This is a genomic window from Bradyrhizobium sp. UFLA05-125, from assembly GCF_059803515.1.
Window position 1 is genome coordinate 19,707 of sequence record NZ_JBANBJ010000086.1, and the last position, 16,634, is coordinate 36,340.

The following is a 16,634-nucleotide window of genomic DNA, read 5'->3' on the forward strand; positions in this document are numbered from 1 at the left end:
TGCCGCTATGCGCTCATCAGGTAGATGCATTCAAGGCACTCGTCGAACCAACCTAGAGCGTACCCGTGTACGGAGTGGTGGTTCGGATGGTGGTCTTGATCTCAGCGATCTTCTTCTTCATCACGTTTTCCTTTCCTTCTCTGGCATGACTGACCAAGCGACAGTGCGGCCAGTCGTGCAAGAAAGAATAGTGAGTTGCTGCGCTAATCCGCAGCGAGATTCCTTGACTTCGCTATCAAAAAATTGGAAGTGCGGCTCAGATTGGCGCTAGCAAAGGACCCGATCTTGCGCTTGGACCGTTGTGACTGGAGGCTCGGCTTTGTCGCGTGGGGCCAGTCTCTTGCTATGCTGACTGGACTTGCATCTGGCAACCTTGGCATTTTTTTTGCCGCCGATGCGTTTGGCCAGCTTGCTGCCCCAGCGAAATGGGAGGGAAGGCGTCCCGGAGCGCGGACACGTCTCGCAAACGTCGAGCCAACTGAACGGCTTGGGGGGAACTCTGGCCACCGATGCTATATCGGAAATGCTCGTAGACGCTGAGGACTTCGCGATTGAGCGAACGTAATCGCTAGTGAGTTCCAATGAGGATCTCGACGCAGCCGATCACGACCTCGATCAGGATGAGCACGACAATGGCGACCTCCAGGCGAAAAGAGCGTTGCGTGTCGATAATATCCGTTAGCGCATTCCCAGTCTCGGAGATTGCCTTGAGCTTGCGCTCGAGCGTGTCGAGACGCTCAAGCAGTTCATATTCGTCCTCCAGACGCGAATAGAGACGGTCGAGCCCGGGCCTCTCCCCGAGCACGTCAGGCTTTTCCGCGACGGCGACACGGCCAGCGACCCGCTGCTGCACCAACAGCACGTTACCAATCAGTTGCAGGATTCCCTTGCGTCGGCGCGGCGTGCGGCCGCGCTGGGCGAGCTCTCGCGCAAAAGGCTCGATGACGTCGAACACGGCGCCGACACGGCGCTCGTCGCGGGCAAGCGCGGTGCTCTTGGCGATCGCGTCCGCGATCAGGAGCAGCCGGTCGTCGGAGAATTTGGCGATGCAGATTGGCCCGCCAGGCTGGATAGTCTCGGAGGCGTCATCGTTGCAGAGCTGCGCCTGTGCGGTCTCTTCCTCGTAGGGACTGAATTCGCCGATCACGCGCGGCTTCAAGGTGTCGACCAGAACCTTCTCTTCGGAGGGCGAGAGGCCGATCAGCACCACGATGCCGTAGCGGAAGATCACGGCGAGCCCGGCGTGGACCCGGAACGCGGCCGGCGTCGACGACACCATCGTTCCGATCTCCAGACCCGCCGCATTGATGCGGTCGCCCAGCATCAGAGCACGAATCTCCAAACTCGGCGCGGCGTCCTGCCCCGGTGATGTTGCGAACGTGGCCACAGAAAGTTGATCGGCGTTCACACGAAAATCCTCGTTGGACAGATCCAGATCACCCGTTTGCTTGCTTGCTCGTCGAGACGCGACGGCCGCACGCCGAAAGGGCCGCCATCCTTGCAGGGATGCAATCAGTCGCACTGTCCCGACAATCTTCGCAATAAAAGTCAATTACGCTCGTCGGAGCGCGCACGCGAGGACACCGTCACTTCCATCGCGATGAGGTCGGCCTTCTGTCAAATTGGGCAAGTTGCACCTACTGTTCGTTCGGGAGCGCCGTTTAATGCTGCGATCACGTTCCGCTCGTGATCAAGCGGCTCGGCGTCGCATTGTCGCGACTGAAGCGAATAACGAGCAAGTGACTGCCTCATGCTTGAGGCTGGCGCGTACACTTCGATCCAGCGAAGCGTGTCAAGGATGGGCAATTGGGCTGGTGAGTCTCCATCCCTTATTCGCTTCTACTTGAGTTTATGCCGCGCAATCATTGCGGACCAATCAAGCCCCTGCACGGAGCCGAGGAAGCCATGTCGCGGTTCGTTGGTTCCGTGCAGACGTCAACGCCTTGTGAGCAAAGCCTGCGCGCTGCCACTTCAGCGTCTTCCAACTTCGAGTGCTGCGACGCAAAGGTCCATTTACCCGGCCGGGCCATGCGCGCGTACTTGTAAACGTAGAACATGCGCTATCTCCAGGCTAGCATCTACGCTTCGCCCTCGCGGCTAACAACCTGCAGGAATTGGTAGGCCGGCTCCTCTTGGTTGCCTGTTCATGCAGGAAGAAGTCCCGGACGAGATTGCGTATGTTGGCCTGGTTAACGGACCGCGCGGGGAGTGAAGTTTCATTTGAATGAAACTCGATGCCGAGGTGCCTCAGCTACGAAACAGCACGATCTACCTCAATCGTACAGCGCTTGACATGCTCCACGAATTTGAATCGCAGCGCAAGCATTGGGCTGTGAAGGAAGTTGACCTTTACCGCGTAATGCTCGGCAATGTCAGAGCCTGTCGTCAGTGCCCCATGTGTGGTTTTCCAAATTGCCGAACATGAGAGTATTGAACCAACCCTCGCATCAGGGATGATGCCCGTTCATCGTAGATCTCGAGGGGCCCGTTCATGCAGAAGCCGGTGTCGGTGGAAGGCCATCGCCGGGCCATAGAGGACAGCTTCACACCGCCAAAAACGGGCTCGCAACAATCCATTTGGATGTGCTCGTCGGAAACTGATTGCCTTTCTGTAAGCACCCACCGGCTGCGCGGGCGTTGCAGCGCCAGTCGGACTTAGGCACGGCCATACTACCAGAGTTGATAGTTTTCTTGCTCTTCAACTATCAGCTAAGTTGAGCTGTTTCGGAAGGCACATGTCGTGCGCGCAAAGCGCGGCCGGGCAGGGAGAAAAATCGATGCGGTTTGATTTCACCGCGCTGCGTCACACCTCTCTCAAATGATTGCCCCATTCGCTCAACTTGTTTCGCCCCTGCGATCGTGTCGCCTCGTCTTCCGTTGGCAATTGCCCCGCGCCTTCAAAAGGACTATCGGATCGAAAATTCAGTTGAGAATGCAAAATGACCGATGACGGAGCGATTGATGCTGGACCGGTAAACTCTATTGGTGGATCTCATATCCTGCTTGACCTTTGGGAAGCGAACCACCTTTACGATCCGTCCATCGCGGAAGACGCAATTCGAAAAGCCGTTCGCGCAGCGAAAGCGACGCTGATCCACCTTCATGTGCATAGGTTCGTCCCAAGTCACGGCGTTTCGGCAGTAGCGTTGCTGGCCGAATCGCACATGACCTTACATACTTGGCCTGAGAGCGGCTACGTGGCTGCTGATGTTTTTGTCTGTGGCAGCGGTGATGCAAAAAGTGCAGTCGCGGTTTTGATCGAGGCGTTCCAGCCTAGACGATCTGACGTCCGCAGTGTGAGAAGAGGTAGCGGTCAGGCAAGTGGAACTTACGACCAAAGCCCATAAGGGTGCGCCGGAGCCAGACGTGGTCGCGGGAGGGGCATGCGATCGGTGGTCATGACCCTTTGACAGTAGGGACACAACGCACCGAGGGAGCCGATCAGTTCGGCCCGCCGGATCTCTCGCATCGGGCCACTGCCGCTCATCCTCATAGTCTTGACAGACAGACATAGTTTCGCGCCGATCTCGTCAAGTCACCGCATCTGGATTTGTCGTCCGCACTGCAAAACTCCACTGATCTTCAAGCGTAAGGTCATCGAATGATGAGTGAGAATTCCTCTTCGCATACGCGCAAACCCGTGGTGTCAAGGCAACGCAATCAACATCCGACTTATCTTGCGTTCTCGGAAGACAGCGATCTCTTCGACAGATACAGCTATTGTCTGCGCCGCATCATTCATGTCAGCCATACGCCTTTTCAAGCTGTATGCGTTGCGGAGACCGCGAATTATGGCGTCACTCTTTTCTTGGATGGCATGATCCAAAGCGCTGCTTTGGATCAGGAACTGTATCACGAACTCTTGGTCCAACCCGCGATGCTCGCTCATCCAGCACCTAGGAATGTACTGGTTATCGGCGGGGGAGAAGGAGCGACCATTTGGCAGGCGCTACGCCATAAGTCGGTCGAGACGGCAACGATGGTTGATCTCGACGGCGAACTGATTAATGTGTGCCGGAACTATCTGAAAGACTGGCATCGAGGAGCCTTCGATGATCCCCGATGCAGGCTCGTTTTCTCGGATGGTAGAGAGTTCATCGTAAACGACCAAGATCTTTATGATGTCATTGTCATCGATTTGAGCGATCTCGTTTCCGACAGCCCGGCGCTGGCTCTCTACACTCGGGAATGTTATCTGCGTATCAAAAGGCGGCTGAGGCCTGGCGGCGTTGTTGCCGTTCAGGCGCTGAGGTTTTCCTTTGCTGACGGCCGCGCTCATGCAATGCTGGCGCGAACGCTCAAGAGCGTCTTTGAGCAAGTTCACACTTACAGCGCGTTGATTCCCTCGTTCTTGCGAGGTTGGGGATTTCTCGTCGCATCTGACTGGTTCGACCCGAACCGACTATCCGCGTCGGCTATGAATTCGACAATCTCAAAACGCTTGGAGGCATCTCTCTCTCACTTAACCGGTGAATTCTTTAGGTCGTGTTGTACCCATTGCTCACAAGCGCAAAGGCTACTTGCGTCGGACGGGCCTATCTTTGAAGATAATAAGATGGGCGATCTGGAAAAGATACTCGCACAACTAGTGCCTCTGCACGGTGAATTTGACCGGCTGAGCGATGGATCAGAATAGGTCCGGCAGTTGGTTGGGATCAACGAGCAGTTCGATGCTGCGGGGTGTCCTCGGCAGCCTTCGGATGAATCCTGCTCGCTTGAGCGTCAGCACCATCTGATGAGCCGATGGCGGGCTGACGTGGAAGTATTCCTGCATGTCGGTCTCGGCCGGGGACGACCGCGCACGGAAGCCTGTCGCGCGAGACGGTGCGCTGCCGCCTAGCCGAGAACGATCTGAAGCCGTGGCGCAAGGACATGTGGTGCATTCCCCAGGTTGACGGCGAGCACGTCGCCCGCATGGAGGACGTTCTCGAGGCACCCGATCCGAAGCACCCGGTGGTCTGCTTTGACGAGAGCCCGATCCAGCTGATCGGCGAGGCTCGCCAGCCGATGCCGGAAGCCGAGGCAGCTCGAGCGCTACGACTGCGAGTACCGACGCAACGGTACCGCCAATCTGTTTGTCTTCGTCGATGTAAGCCGCCCCTGGCGCAGAGTGAAGGTCACCGAGCGCCGGGCCGCAGAGGACTTCGCTGCCTGCATGCGCGACCTTACCGATATCCATTATCGTGCAGCGGAGCGCATTCGCGTGGTGCTCAACAACGTGTTGATCTGAGGCCGGCCGCGCGGCAAATAGGTCAGGCGATCGGGACCGAATACCCCATCTCTTCAGAAAGGCGGCTGCGCTTCATGTTCTGGTCCTCATATGCGCCAGAGCGAACTTCAATCTGGAGTAAGTCCAGGGGGCAAGGTCTCAATGGCAGGCGAGTATACCTCCCGCGAATGAGGAGCTTCCTCCGCGAGAGCCAGCGTCATGAATCGTCCGATGCAACAGTCTTTTCGTCATACTTCCCTCCTCGTAAAGCGCAATGGTCGCGATCAATAGACAATGACAGATCGAATGGATTTGCCCCCATGCATGAGATCGAAGGCAGTGTTTATCTCGTCGAGAGGCATCTTATGGGTGATCAGATCGTCGATCTTGATCTTGCCTTCCATGTACCAGTCCACGATCCGCGGCACGTCCGTGCGACCGCGTGCTCCGCCGAAGGCGGTGCCCTTCCACACACGACCGGTGACGAGCTGGAACGGCCTGGTCGATATTTCCCTGCCGGCCTCCGCGACACCGATGATGATCGATTCACCCCAACCGCGATGACAACATTCGAGCGCTTGTCGCATGACGTTCACGTTGCCCGTGGCATCGAAGGAATAGTCGGCGCCCCCGTCCGTCAAGTCTAAGATCGCCTGCACGACCTTGTCATGACCGACTTCGGACGGACTGATGAAATCCGTCATACCGAACTTCTTAGCCATTTCGACCTTCGCTCGGTTGATATCGACGCCAACGATCCTGTCGGCGCCCACCATTCGCGCGCCTTGAATGACGTTTAAACCGATGCCGCCGAGGCCAAAGACCACTACGTTCGATCCCGGACGCACCTTCGCCGTGTAGATCACTGCACCGATTCCGGTCGTAACGCCGCATCCGATGTAGCAGATTTTGTCGAAGGGAGCGTCTTCGCGGACCTTCGCCAGAGCGATTTCCGGCAACACCGTGAAATTTGAGAAGGTCGAGCAGCCCATGTAGTGAAAGACTTCACGTCCGTCGCAGGAGAAGCGGGTCGTCTTGTCAGGCATTAGACCTTGGCCCTGGGTAGCGCGTATCGAAGTGCACAGGTTGGAGCGCTGCGACAGACAGGTCTTGCACTGCCGGCATTCCGGCATGTAGAGCGGAATGACGTGATCGCCTGGCCTCAGCGAGGATACACCTTCGCCAATCTCGCGCACGATTCCCGCGCCCTCGTGGCCGAGGATCGCCGGAAATTTACCTTCCGAGTCCAGACCCGACAGCGTGTAGGCGTCGGTATGGCAAACGCCCGTCGCCTTGATCTCGACAAGCGCCTCTCCCTGTCGCGGACCGCCGACTTCGATCGATTCTATCGACAGCGGCTTCTTGGCTTCCCAGGCGACGGCTGCTCTGGATTTCATACACGCTCCTTCAAGTGACAAATTCTGCAGGACGACGATCAGCATTCGTCATCCCGTAATTCTCTTTGCGTCGGTGATCGCGATCTATAGTGCCGCTCGCGTTCGCGTCGGCCTTGTAAGACGATGCGGATCAGTCGTTTGGGCGATCAAGTCCGGGGAAGGATCCGACTGGTCGTCGAGCACCTCCCGGATTGTTTTGCTCGAGATGAGCATCTTCTTCGCCAGCTCGGCCGGACGCTCGTAGCCGATCGCTGGGGTGAGCGCCGTCGCAACCGCGGTACTGGCCTCCAGGTGTCTCTGACATACTTGCACATTCGGCGTGATGCGGAGGCTACATGGCCCGAGACATGTGAATAGCTTCTATAGGGAAATGCTTTGCGTTCGAGAAAGAGACCAGAGCCGTCGTACGAAGTGGGAAGCCCGTCCGCGTGAGGTTCCACATACGGTCCACATTTGAGAATGACCGACTCAGTACCACTGAACACCTGGAACTGGCCGTCCGCGCCGCCGTCGATCACGAACTGATCAACATCGCGCGAATGCAGCCCGTGCTCCGCCAAGGTGGAGATAACAGCATCAAGATTTTCGATAGCTTGATACCGCAGATTGTTATTCCGCTTCTCTTGCTCCACGCAAAAGACAAGCCGTCCGTTCTCGATAAGAGCAATCGCTCCGTCATGGCTCAATTTGAGGCCGCAAATGCGCATAGCGCCTCCATTTCTAACGTCCAAAAATCTAGCTTCCGCCGTATCTCAATGCAGAAACTGGGCCAAGCGAACCAGCGGGATCGCGCGATGTATTCGCTCCCGAATGTCGTTTCAGCTAGCAGGTTTGTCTGATTGCAGACTCAGGCATGTTCGGTCTGATGTAACCACACGCGTGATGTGCAGTGACTGCCCGCACCGTCAGCGGGCTAATGAGGAAGGCCGCTCGCTCGCCCATGCGCAGACACTGGCAGGTGCCATGCCAACACGACATGAGCCGCGCCCCCCGGAAGGTCCGAGCCATTGACCTGCAGCATGATTCAAACGGGAGGACTACGCGTGAACCGCACTGTTGTTTACGCCCTTGCTGTTTTCTGTCTGCCGATGTGTGCGACCAGTGGCCGAACGGACCATGCGTGGCGTGGAACTCCTTGCAGCGGGCCTGCTTCGGCACAGGATCTGACGGTGTGCACGTCAATCTTCCGGCGTGACGTACTGCGTTTCGCGGCCGCGCTGGAATCCGCATCGAGCCATCCACTCGCCGCCGCGATCCTGTCCAAGGCAGCGGAGCAGCGGATGCTGATCCCGCAGGCCTCCGACGCTTTGGCGATCGGAGGCAAAGGCGTTCGGGCGACTGTGGAGCGAACGAAAGTGTTTCTCGGTTCGCGGAAAGCGGCGGCTGAGTTGGCATCCGTCACGGATGCGCAGCAGGCGCGGATCGCGGCCCTCAACGACGAAGGCAAGATCGTCGCCTTACTCGTCATCGACGATAGGATCGCCGGGGCGGTAGCGATGCGCGACGAGCGCCCCGTTCTGACGCCAAAAAAAGGTCTGAAGCTACTTTCGGACGCCGGCATGCGGACGGTAATGCTGACCGGCGACGACCGCCGGACTGCCGTTGCCATCGGCAAGCAGCTCGGCATCGACGTCGAGGCTGAGCTGTTGCCGGAGGACAAGCAGCGGATCGTCGGCCGGCTCCAAAAGCGCGGCTTCGTTGTCGCAATGGTCGGCGACGGCATTAACGACGCGCCGGCGCTCGCCGCCGCCGACGTCGGCATTGCGATGGGCGGCGGCACGGACGTGGCGCTCGAGACCGCCGACGCCGTCATACTGTACGGGCGCGTGTCAGACGTCGCGGCCATGGTCGACCTGTCCAAGCGGACCATGACCAACATCCGGCAGAACATCGCCGTCGCGCTGGGACTGAAGGCTCTGTTCCTCGTCACCACCATCGTCAGGATTACCGGACTCTGGCCGGCCATCTTCGCAGACACCGGTGCGACCGTGCTGGTGACCCTAAATGCGCTGCGTCTGCTCAAGCGCAGGGGAGGGTAGCATGAAAGCGCCAGCGGCCATCCTTGCGAACTCTGCTCTCGCTCTGTTGCTCTCGGCAACGATGGTGGAATAGGCCAACTCCCACGGCAGCATGGCCAGCGAAAGGCGATGGGCAGCCGAACATGTCGCGGGTGTGCCGGGCGACATCCCCCGCGATGTCGAAGCGCACGCGAGAGCCTGCGGCAATCAGGCTGCTGCGGGCAATTTTTTCGTGTCGATCGAAGCGCCAGACTACGCTTTCGGGCTCAGCATTTCGGCGGACTTGCGCAGCCACGGCCTTCCCTCCGGCTGAGCAACGCCTCTCATCCTAATGTCCTTCAGAATCGCTCTTTTGGAGATGGAGGCAGTTGCAGACGTCATGATATTCTGCGTGGTTCAAGCGAACCACAGGCGGATATGCGAATTCCCAGAAAGATCGGATCGAAAGCGAACGCCTGGAAACCGTTAGAGCAGTCTAAGCGAACATAATGAACGGAACCTGGATACGGCAAAAGATCATAGTATCTGAGACATGTACTGTTGCCTCTCGGTGGTCGAAAAGAGCGACAGGGCGAGATCAAATGGCGCTTGGCAGACTCGTGTAACAAACTCCATCGGGTCATCCATCGTACCAAGAATATTAAATGGCACATACAAAGTACCTTTCCGTCGTATCGTCTCATTATTTATCTCTGCGAAACGCATTTTCTGCGCCCGTTGCGTCTTCGCTCGTGTACGCGTGGTCAGCGTATCCTTGACTTGACCAGATTCCCGTAGCAGGTTGGCGACTTCTGCGGGGCGCGACTTGCCTCTGATTTTTTGCGACAAATACCTTTTCCGTATCCGCTGACTGCCGCGCCGATCTAACTCGTCCTTGCGGAGGAGCTACAATATGTCGACCTACGTCCTCGTCCACGGCGCTTGGCACACCGGAGCCGAGCTCGAGTCCGTCGCCGCCCCCATTCGTGCCGCCGGTCACACCGTTCATACGCCCACGATCAAGGGCAACCGGGTGGGCGATGCCAAGACCACGGGACTCAAGGAGGCGATCCAGTCCATCGCCGATTATCTCGTCGAGAACAATCTGAAGGATGTGATCCTGCTCGGCCACTCCTATGGCGGCATGGTCATCACGGGGGTCGCCGACCTCGTGCCGGAGCGGATCCGCCGGCTGATCTATTGGAATGCCTTCGTCCCCAACAACGGCGAGTCGCTCAACGACCTGGTGCCGCCACACTATCTCGGCCTGTTCGAGATGATCGCCGCCGAGCGCGGCGACGGCTCGGTGGTGCTGCCATTCCCGATCTGGCGCGAGGCGTTCATCAACGACGTTGACCTCGAGCTGGCGCAGCGTGCCTACGACATCCTCAATCCGCATCCCCTCAAGACGTTCAGCGACAAGATCGTGCTGAAGACCAACCCGGCCGAGATGCAGCTGGCGAAGTCCTACATCAATTGCACCGAGGATACCGCGCTGCCGCACGGCTATCCCTGGCATCCGCGGTTGTCGGAAAAGCTCGGGCTATTCCGACTGGTTCAGGTGCCGGGCAGCCACGAATTGTGCTTCTCCGATCCGGCCCGGCTGGCCCGCGCGATCTTGGAGGCGGGGCGGGATTAAACTTGCTGCGTCACGAGACCCTGATGGTGAGGAGCGCGGAACGCGCGTCTCCGGGCTATGCTTCGCATCGCCGGGCGATCATGAAGGCCCGGCTCTCACCCGCGGCCAACCTTCGAGACGCCCGCTTGTCGTGGGCTCCTCAGCGCCTGACCGAAAATAAGGAGTGAGTGATCTCGGCGGGCTGTGATTCCTTCGGATTTGCGAAGATTCGAGAGAGGGCACGATGCCGTGGACAGAAATCACTCGTCTCCAGTATCAACGCAGCGGACTGCGTTACACAAGCGATCTGACCGATTCGGAGTGGGCCGGTAGGTCGCCGTACCGCCAAGTCCGGCGACCATCTCAAAGCAAAGTGTGCCGAGGACGAGAGCCTTATTCCCTACTTCAGGAGGAGGGCACCCTCGCCTCTGCAGCCGACCACTGTCAGCGATTACGCGTCGGCGATTACGCAGCATGCTAAAGAGTACAAGGCTTATACCACCGCGATCATGTCCGCGTTGAGGTACCTTCGCCAGGTATACCGCGAAGACGGCGACCCGAGCGCCGGGCAGGCACTCAGCGGCACGCCACTACTGCGTCGAATGCGCCCACGACATCAGAGTCATGTGAGGGTCAAGCTGGGCCTGTGGCGCATGTCTTTGAGCCCTCGTCGGCCGCGAGGCCTGGGGAGTCGGCCTCCGCGTGCGGCGGTTCGGCGCCGGGGGTGTCGCCCGAGGCCTTCGTCTTGAGTGAGGAGGACTGTGAACTAGTGAGGCCATTTCTGGAGGACGTCTCGATAGTACGTTACCGCCACGGGATCACCCGGCCGGACCATCGTCATCTGCCGGTGCTGCAGATGCGTCCTTGAGCTTCGGCGTTCGCCAGCGAGTTGAGGATGTCGGACATATCGTCGGTTTGGGCTGGCAGCACGGCACCCAATCAGCTCCTGACGTGCTGCTGCGCGCGCTCAACAGAGACGAACTCCTGCCAAGGCCGTTTCCGGCCGACAAACGTGTATATCCACGGTCGGCGCAATGCGGCGCGGTGGGCAGGAAGAAGAGAGGTGACCCCAAATAAGCCGCTAGTCGTTGAAATTATTCTGATTCCGCAACTTGGGCTTGAACATCACGGAGTTGTGGAGGGGCGCCTCGAAAGGGCCTCGCGGTCTGCGGGAGAGGCATCGTCCACAGCTAGGGCATCGTCCTCCGTGCACGGCGGTTTGGAAGCGCTGCACGACCTCCTGGACTTCGGATACGCCGTTGCGTCGGATTTTCATGACGGGAATCAATTCATCCGGATGGTCTGTACATTGAACTGCGCCAATGGCAATTCGTGCCGAATGATTCTGAGCAGACTACAAGGTTTGTCATCAGGGGTGAGCTCCACACGGCCCATTGGATCGTCAACGACCTTTATCTCATCCATCATCCTCGTCGCTGAGCATCGCAACCGGCTGCAGGGTTCGCGAATTCAGCGTTGACAGGCTCTGCGGCCCGATTCGCTGAAGGGCCTGGCCGCCCTGCCAATGGACATTCGGCGAAACGCCGAGAGCGCAAGAGCTCAAGTGGAGTTCTCCGTATCGATAAAGAGAGCTCGGGATTACCCAAGCGCTGGCCGCCCGAATAATCCGATCGAGCTAGGTGCCTACTTCTCTAGCAACGCATTGCGACTGAAGTCCACTACCAGCCTTGGCAGTTGATGGAGAGATGTACACGTGGCAGCCGTGGTCAGCACACCGCCACGAAAGCCAAATGTTCCTGCTGAACACGGTAGCCCACCTTGCGCTGACTGCATCGCGTTCTTCTTTCCCGGTCCGCCCGGCTGCCAGACAAAATTACGGTGGGTTTTGCGTTACCGGCGGCTGGCCGATGCGTCATGCACGCAACGCGCCCAATTCGAATCGTCCGCGGCCGATCGTCGAACCCCTCGGTCGCCGCTTGGACCGGCGGTGTAAGGATTCGGTTCGCTGGCCGTCCGATACTCTTCCAGATTCCCGCCCAGAAATAATACCTCGGTCTCTTGCATTGGTGTTTTGCTGAGTGCGACCATGAGGGTTAAGTCCGCATCTATTATCTCGTCACTATCTTGGAGGTCCATTTGGAGCGAAATGCTGTTGATGATCCCTTCGGGCGTCCAGATGGTCGCCCTCGGTACCGTGTAGCTATACAACGTCGTTGCGTTATTGGCGATTGCCCTCGCCAAATGGTCTCGTGAAACGACCAGTTTTGAGGCGTCCTTGACCAACGAGACGAAAGGTGAGTTCGTCAGACCGCGCATGTGCCGTCCGGCCGTGCGCGCCAGATCCATAGGATATTGTTCCAGAGAATGGCTAACGGGAGAATGTTCGCGCGCCAGGGTACGCACGTGCGATATTGCGTTCGTCTTATCTTCCGTGCGTGGCTTGCAATGGCTGGCATCGTTCTGAAAACGCTGCAGCTTTACACGACGATGCCACCACGTGGTCGAAAATGCCATCGCCATCGACGCTGCTAGCCGAATAGCCTGTCGACCATTGAGCTGATCGCTGCTCGGCCAGCTCGATGTCGTTCCTAAGCGCCGCAACGTTCGCGCCGGTCAGTGTTGCGGCAAGCTCAGCGCGCGCTTTAACGAATGACGAGGCTCTGCACCGTTCCCCTGCCCGGATCGCGCGCGCTCTCACGCCGCCTTCCGTCTCTGCCGGGGGTAATCCAACCTCGGGTGCAATCAACACAGAGGGCGAGTGTGCTGGTGAGCTGGCCTGTGCACTCGTGGTGCTCGGTTGTTGTCCTGCCGAGTCAGTTGAGTTGGTATTCACCTCGCCCCTTTTGGACATATGCACTGGCATTCTCAGGGTCTCCCGTCGGCGATGCCGGATACCACCGCGCATTCGTGCTTTCCGGGGACAGCAATAGCATAACCAGCCGTGCCATCCTCCCAATGAGAGAGCTAATTTCGTGCCAAGGATGTCCGTCCCGCTTAAACGGCAGATTATACTTGAAAGAATTCGCAGCTTTTGACAATCGCTTCCTTGATCCTGTGGTTCATGCGCTCGATCTGGTCATTGGTCGAGGGATGTTTGGTCAGTCTATGTTCGTTCCCGTGCTCTTGGCAGCGTATATCGAGCATGTGAGGCACATGCCTCGCCGTCGGGCTGTCCGCATTAGCGCGGCTTCCGAAGCTCGCTCCCCGTTGTCAGAGGGCGCGGGGATTCGGAATGGGATCTGGATCAGCTTCTCGAGATAGTTCCGCGCATAACTGACCGGGTCCAAGCTCGGCGGCAGGTCCGGGAAGTGCTCCCGCACCGCATATTCGATCATGAGCTCGTGCCCCGATCACGAAGGCTGTGCGCTCGACGAAGAGGAACAGACGGATTGCCTCCAGTGTCGCGATTGCCGTTTTCGGCAGGCAGCGATCGAGATCGTCCACGACGACGATGAGCTGGTCGATGTCGGCGGTATCGAGCAGTCCTTGAATTCCTTGCGGAACGCATGGATGTGCTCGGGCAGATTGTCGCTCTCCTCCGGCACCTCCTTGATGAACCCGCCGGCTGCTGCAACGCTCTTCAGGTCCTCGATCGAGACGTGCTCCTGCGGCTTGGACAGAAACGAGCTGGCGAACTCATAGAGTCCCTTGACCTGGTCGACGTCGGGATGCCGGTCGCCGCGGTGAAGGCGAAGCCGCCGGCCGGGTGAGCCAGTTTCAGCCAGTCGACGCGCTTGAGCACCTTGCTTGCGGCCGTCGAGGCAGGGCGGGCGCGCCGCAGCTCATCGACAACGGTTTCGATGACGACGGTCTTTGCATCCTCGAAACCCTCGAACGTCCAGCCGTTGAACCACGGGCAGAGCATCCGGCCGTCCTCGGCGAAGGCGCCCTCCAGAATCTTGAGCACGCTCGATTTGCCAGCACCCCAATCGCCCATGCATACCGATCGGCACCGGGGCGTCTGGCGTTTTCCGGATGAGGCTGACGACAGTCTTGGCGATCGCTTCGTAATAGAGCAGGTCGGTTGCCGTCCCCTGGTCGCTCAAGAAGGCGTCGAGGCTACAGTGCTAGGGCTGGGCGGTTCCTCGCGTTCGCGGGTCGCGACATTAGAACAGATAAAGAACAAATTAATCTAACTTTACGGACTTGACGAACTTAACGGAAGTCCACATTTGGTATACAGAGCTGCCCACGGAGGCAAGTTTCAGAGCAGGAGCTGCCCGCCATGGCAAAGGCGAAAAAATCAACACAACGAAAAACCGCGACGCGGGCTCGCAAGGCCAAGGCGTTGCTGACCATGTCCTTTATGACGGACTTGAAGGGACTGCTATCCAGGCCTGTCCCGGACATCAAGGTCAATGCATCCAGCATTGCCGCCAAGGCGATGGCCTTGAACCCGAAAGACGTCCGCCTGCTGGTCGAGCGTTACGGCGAAGCCCTCGAAAAGAGCAGCAAAGAGGGACAGCCCTTCAGTTTCCGCGTCAACGTCGATCCAACCGGCAACGCTGTCGCCGCGCCCGTCGAGCAGGTGACCTCCAAAGAAAGTGTCGAGGTAGGCGAGGAAAGCAACCTCGAACTCGACCAAGCATTGGCTGCGGCGCGTGAACGAGGTCGGATCAGGGCCGCGGAGATACTGTCTGGCAAAGACATGCGCAGCGCCGACGAACTGGCCGAGTTGCTGCACACAACGCGGGTGACGATCAACACCAAGCGACAAAACGGACAACTGCTCGGATTGGACGGAGCCAAGCGCGGCTTTCGTTTTCCAGTCTGGCAACTCGATCGCAATGGAAAACCCTATTCCGAGTTGCCGGCCTTGCGGGAACGGCTTGGCGGTCCCTGGGCCATCTTCCGTTTTCTCGTACAGCCCCACGATGAACTTGACGGCCTGACCGGCCGCGAGGCCCTGGAGCGGGGGCAGGGAGAAGCCTTGCTCGCCGCAGCAGAGAGCGTCGGGCGGGGAGATTTTCGCTAGGTGGCTGGCAAGGACCTACCGGCGACCTCGGCGAAGTCGCGACTCGAACTCCACACCGTGGATGCGGGTGCGAGGTTCGGGCGAATCTATCTTGGGCGTTATCCGGATCCTCTCGGATACGGAAAGTCACCGAGCCGATTCAGCGACCCGCGGCGCCGTGTCGATGCCAATCGTTTCGGTGTGTTGTACCTCGGCGATACGCTGAAGGTGTGTTTCCTAGAGGCCGTGTTGCGCGACCGGCGCGACGGTGCGGACGGCTCGCTGCTCCTGGGCGAGGATGAACTTCATGAGCGGAACTATGCGGAGGTCGAGGTCGCCTCTGCATTGACGATGGTCGACCTGCGGAACGATTGCGCTATCCGCATGGGTGTTCCGACCGATGTTGCCCGTGCTTCGGCCCAGACGCTAGCGCGAAAGTGGTCTCTCGCCTGGCACGAGCACTCCGAGCAGCCCGACGGGATCATCTATCCCTCCCGGTTGAACGGTCAAACCAATCTTGCAATTTATCACCGAGCAGTGCCAAAGCTACAGACCGTTGGCGTCCGACCACTGATCCGCGCGACCGGCTTGGCCGCGGTCCTCAATGAACTGCTGGTAGAATTGGCGCCTTGATCTGGACGGACAATCCAGATGCACGAATTGCTCGTTTTCGCCTTTCCGATGCCGGGATCATCAAGCCAGTCAAGATCAATGGGATGTTGAGGCAATTGCCCAATAAGAAGTCAGCGCACCCAGCGGCGCACGTAAAGCTGTACTGGCCTAATTCCTAATCCCGATTTTGAGAGGTGAACTGGCGATACAAATTGAGGCGGTCATAGCTGCCGCAGGTCAACCTTGCCGTCCGCCAGCTCCTGCCTGGGGCGTTGCAAGGTTAGCTTGCGACGCTGGATGAATGGACGGAGTACCTCGCAAGCCTCCGTCACGCGCTTGCACATCGCATCCCGCTCTATATTCCGTCTTATGTGATCGAAGATGCGGACGCAGTCGCCTGCCGACGAACTCCAGGACGGTCTTGTCGCCGTCGCGCCACATCCCGCCGACCAGCGAGAAATTGACGTGATAGGGCTTGCCGCTGTCAAAGCGGGTGCATTTGATCCAGAAGCGCATCGGCAGTCTCCGTGCAGAATCGGGGGGCTATTGCTACGCCAGAATCAGGACGCCTTGCGCAGTTCGCGCGCGGCGGCGACCATGTTGACGAGCGCGGGGCGGACTTCCTCCCATTGCGGGTCTTCAGGCCGCAATCCGGATTGATCCAGAGTTGCGAGTCCGAGAGCCGCTTCCGGGCCATCGTGATGAGATCCCTCATCTCGCTGGTCTCGGGGACGCGCGGCGAGTGGATGTCATAGACGCCAGGACCGATGTCGTTCGGATACTTGAAGCCGGTGAACGCATCGAGCAACTCCATCTTCGAACGCGATGTCTCGATCGAGATGACGTCGGCGTCCATCGCTGCAATCGCGTCGATGATGGCGTTGAA

At 58.7% G+C, this 16,634-nt stretch carries 12 protein-coding genes and 5 pseudogenes; 8 read left to right on the forward strand and 9 right to left on the reverse strand.

What is annotated here, in order from left to right; translation table 11 throughout:
• Positions 1-568: 568 nt before the first annotated feature.
• Positions 569-1,408, reverse strand: a complete 840-nt coding sequence (locus SO156_RS39905) for an RMD1 family protein (RefSeq protein ID WP_498538603.1) — start codon at positions 1,406-1,408, stop codon at positions 569-571.
• Positions 1,409-2,939: 1,531 nt separating this feature from the next.
• Between SO156_RS39905 and speD the strand changes: the two genes are divergently transcribed.
• Positions 2,940-3,347, forward strand: coding sequence for an adenosylmethionine decarboxylase (gene speD / locus SO156_RS39910; protein WP_449378417.1), 408 nt, complete (start codon positions 2,940-2,942; stop codon positions 3,345-3,347).
• Between the two features lie 254 nt (positions 3,348-3,601).
• Positions 3,602-4,636 carry a spermine/spermidine synthase domain-containing protein gene (locus tag SO156_RS39915; protein WP_498538604.1) on the forward strand — a complete coding sequence of 345 codons (1,035 nt, stop codon included), beginning with the start codon at positions 3,602-3,604 and terminating at the stop codon, positions 4,634-4,636.
• Here the strand turns inward: SO156_RS39915 and SO156_RS39920 are convergent.
• Positions 4,628-4,774 (reverse strand): hypothetical protein, encoded by a 147-nt coding sequence (locus SO156_RS39920; RefSeq protein WP_498538605.1) that lies wholly within the window; start codon positions 4,772-4,774, stop codon positions 4,628-4,630. The genes SO156_RS39915 and SO156_RS39920 overlap by 9 nt on opposite strands.
• A 20-nt stretch (positions 4,775-4,794) precedes the next feature.
• On the opposite strand from SO156_RS39920, the pseudogene SO156_RS39925 reads away from it, so the two are divergent.
• Positions 4,795-5,221, forward strand: a pseudogene (locus SO156_RS39925) (transposase); the annotation flags it as partial.
• Positions 5,222-5,493: 272 nt separating this feature from the next.
• On the opposite strand, the gene SO156_RS39930 reads toward SO156_RS39925, so the two are convergent.
• From SO156_RS39930 to SO156_RS39940, 3 genes and pseudogenes are all read right to left on the reverse strand, one after another.
• On the reverse strand, positions 5,494-6,606 hold the full coding sequence (locus SO156_RS39930; RefSeq protein ID WP_498538611.1) for an S-(hydroxymethyl)glutathione dehydrogenase/class III alcohol dehydrogenase: 1,113 nt from the start codon (positions 6,604-6,606) through the stop codon (positions 5,494-5,496).
• Between the two features lie 84 nt (positions 6,607-6,690).
• On the reverse strand, positions 6,691-6,918 hold the full coding sequence (locus tag SO156_RS39935; RefSeq protein ID WP_498538606.1) for a hypothetical protein: 228 nt from the start codon (positions 6,916-6,918) through the stop codon (positions 6,691-6,693).
• An 11-nt stretch (positions 6,919-6,929) separates the two neighbouring features.
• A pseudogene (locus SO156_RS39940) lies at positions 6,930-7,313 on the reverse strand (carbamoyltransferase N-terminal domain-containing protein); the annotation flags it as partial.
• A 420-nt stretch (positions 7,314-7,733) separates the two neighbouring features.
• Here SO156_RS39940 and SO156_RS39945 point away from each other — a divergent pair.
• From SO156_RS39945 to SO156_RS39955, 3 genes and pseudogenes are all read left to right on the forward strand, one after another.
• Positions 7,734-8,645, forward strand: a pseudogene (locus SO156_RS39945) (HAD-IC family P-type ATPase); the annotation flags it as partial.
• 871 nt (positions 8,646-9,516) lie between these two features.
• Positions 9,517-10,242, forward strand: coding sequence for an alpha/beta hydrolase (locus tag SO156_RS39950; protein WP_498538607.1), 726 nt, complete (start codon positions 9,517-9,519; stop codon positions 10,240-10,242).
• 223 nt (positions 10,243-10,465) lie between these two features.
• Positions 10,466-10,588, forward strand: a pseudogene (locus tag SO156_RS39955) (IS5/IS1182 family transposase); the annotation flags it as partial.
• Positions 10,589-12,072: 1,484 nt separating this feature from the next.
• On the opposite strand, the gene SO156_RS39960 reads toward SO156_RS39955, so the two are convergent.
• The 3 genes from SO156_RS39960 to SO156_RS39970 form a co-directional block, all read right to left on the reverse strand.
• Positions 12,073-12,702 (reverse strand): hypothetical protein, encoded by a 630-nt coding sequence (locus tag SO156_RS39960; RefSeq protein WP_498538608.1) that lies wholly within the window; start codon positions 12,700-12,702, stop codon positions 12,073-12,075.
• A gap of 690 nt (positions 12,703-13,392) precedes the next feature.
• Entirely contained in the window at positions 13,393-13,674 is a 282-nt protein-coding gene (locus SO156_RS39965) for a P-loop NTPase fold protein (RefSeq protein ID WP_498538612.1), read from the reverse strand.
• 88 nt (positions 13,675-13,762) lie between these two features.
• On the reverse strand, positions 13,763-14,119 hold the full coding sequence (locus SO156_RS39970) for a P-loop NTPase fold protein (protein ID WP_498538609.1): 357 nt from the start codon (positions 14,117-14,119) through the stop codon (positions 13,763-13,765).
• Positions 14,120-14,488: 369 nt separating this feature from the next.
• Between SO156_RS39970 and SO156_RS39975 the strand changes: the two genes are divergently transcribed.
• On the forward strand, positions 14,489-15,157 hold the full coding sequence (locus SO156_RS39975) for an XRE family transcriptional regulator (RefSeq protein WP_498538613.1): 669 nt from the start codon (positions 14,489-14,491) through the stop codon (positions 15,155-15,157).
• Positions 15,158-15,769, forward strand: a complete 612-nt coding sequence (locus tag SO156_RS39980) for an RES family NAD+ phosphorylase (protein WP_498538610.1) — start codon at positions 15,158-15,160, stop codon at positions 15,767-15,769.
• A 539-nt stretch (positions 15,770-16,308) separates the two neighbouring features.
• Here the strand turns inward: SO156_RS39980 and SO156_RS39985 are convergent.
• Positions 16,309-16,634 (reverse strand): annotated as a pseudogene (locus SO156_RS39985) (5-methyltetrahydropteroyltriglutamate--homocysteine S-methyltransferase); the annotation flags it as partial.

Bases quoted from the DNA above. Each gene is read 5' to 3' on its own strand.
- SO156_RS39960 (WP_498538608.1), bottom strand. From the start codon at position 12,702: ATGGCGATGGCATTTTCGACCACGTGGTGGCATCGTCGTGTAAAGCTG.
- SO156_RS39915 (WP_498538604.1), top strand. From the start codon at position 3,602: ATGATGAGTGAGAATTCCTCTTCGCATACGCGCAAACCCGTGGTGTCA.
- SO156_RS39920 (WP_498538605.1), bottom strand. From the start codon at position 4,774: ATGCAGGAATACTTCCACGTCAGCCCGCCATCGGCTCATCAGATGGTG.
- SO156_RS39975 (WP_498538613.1), top strand. From the start codon at position 14,489: ATGACGGACTTGAAGGGACTGCTATCCAGGCCTGTCCCGGACATCAAG.
- speD (WP_449378417.1), top strand. From the start codon at position 2,940: ATGACCGATGACGGAGCGATTGATGCTGGACCGGTAAACTCTATTGGT.
- SO156_RS39950 (WP_498538607.1), top strand. From the start codon at position 9,517: ATGTCGACCTACGTCCTCGTCCACGGCGCTTGGCACACCGGAGCCGAG.
- SO156_RS39930 (WP_498538611.1), bottom strand. From the start codon at position 6,606: ATGAAATCCAGAGCAGCCGTCGCCTGGGAAGCCAAGAAGCCGCTGTCG.
- SO156_RS39970 (WP_498538609.1), bottom strand. From the start codon at position 14,119: ATGGGCGATTGGGGTGCTGGCAAATCGAGCGTGCTCAAGATTCTGGAG.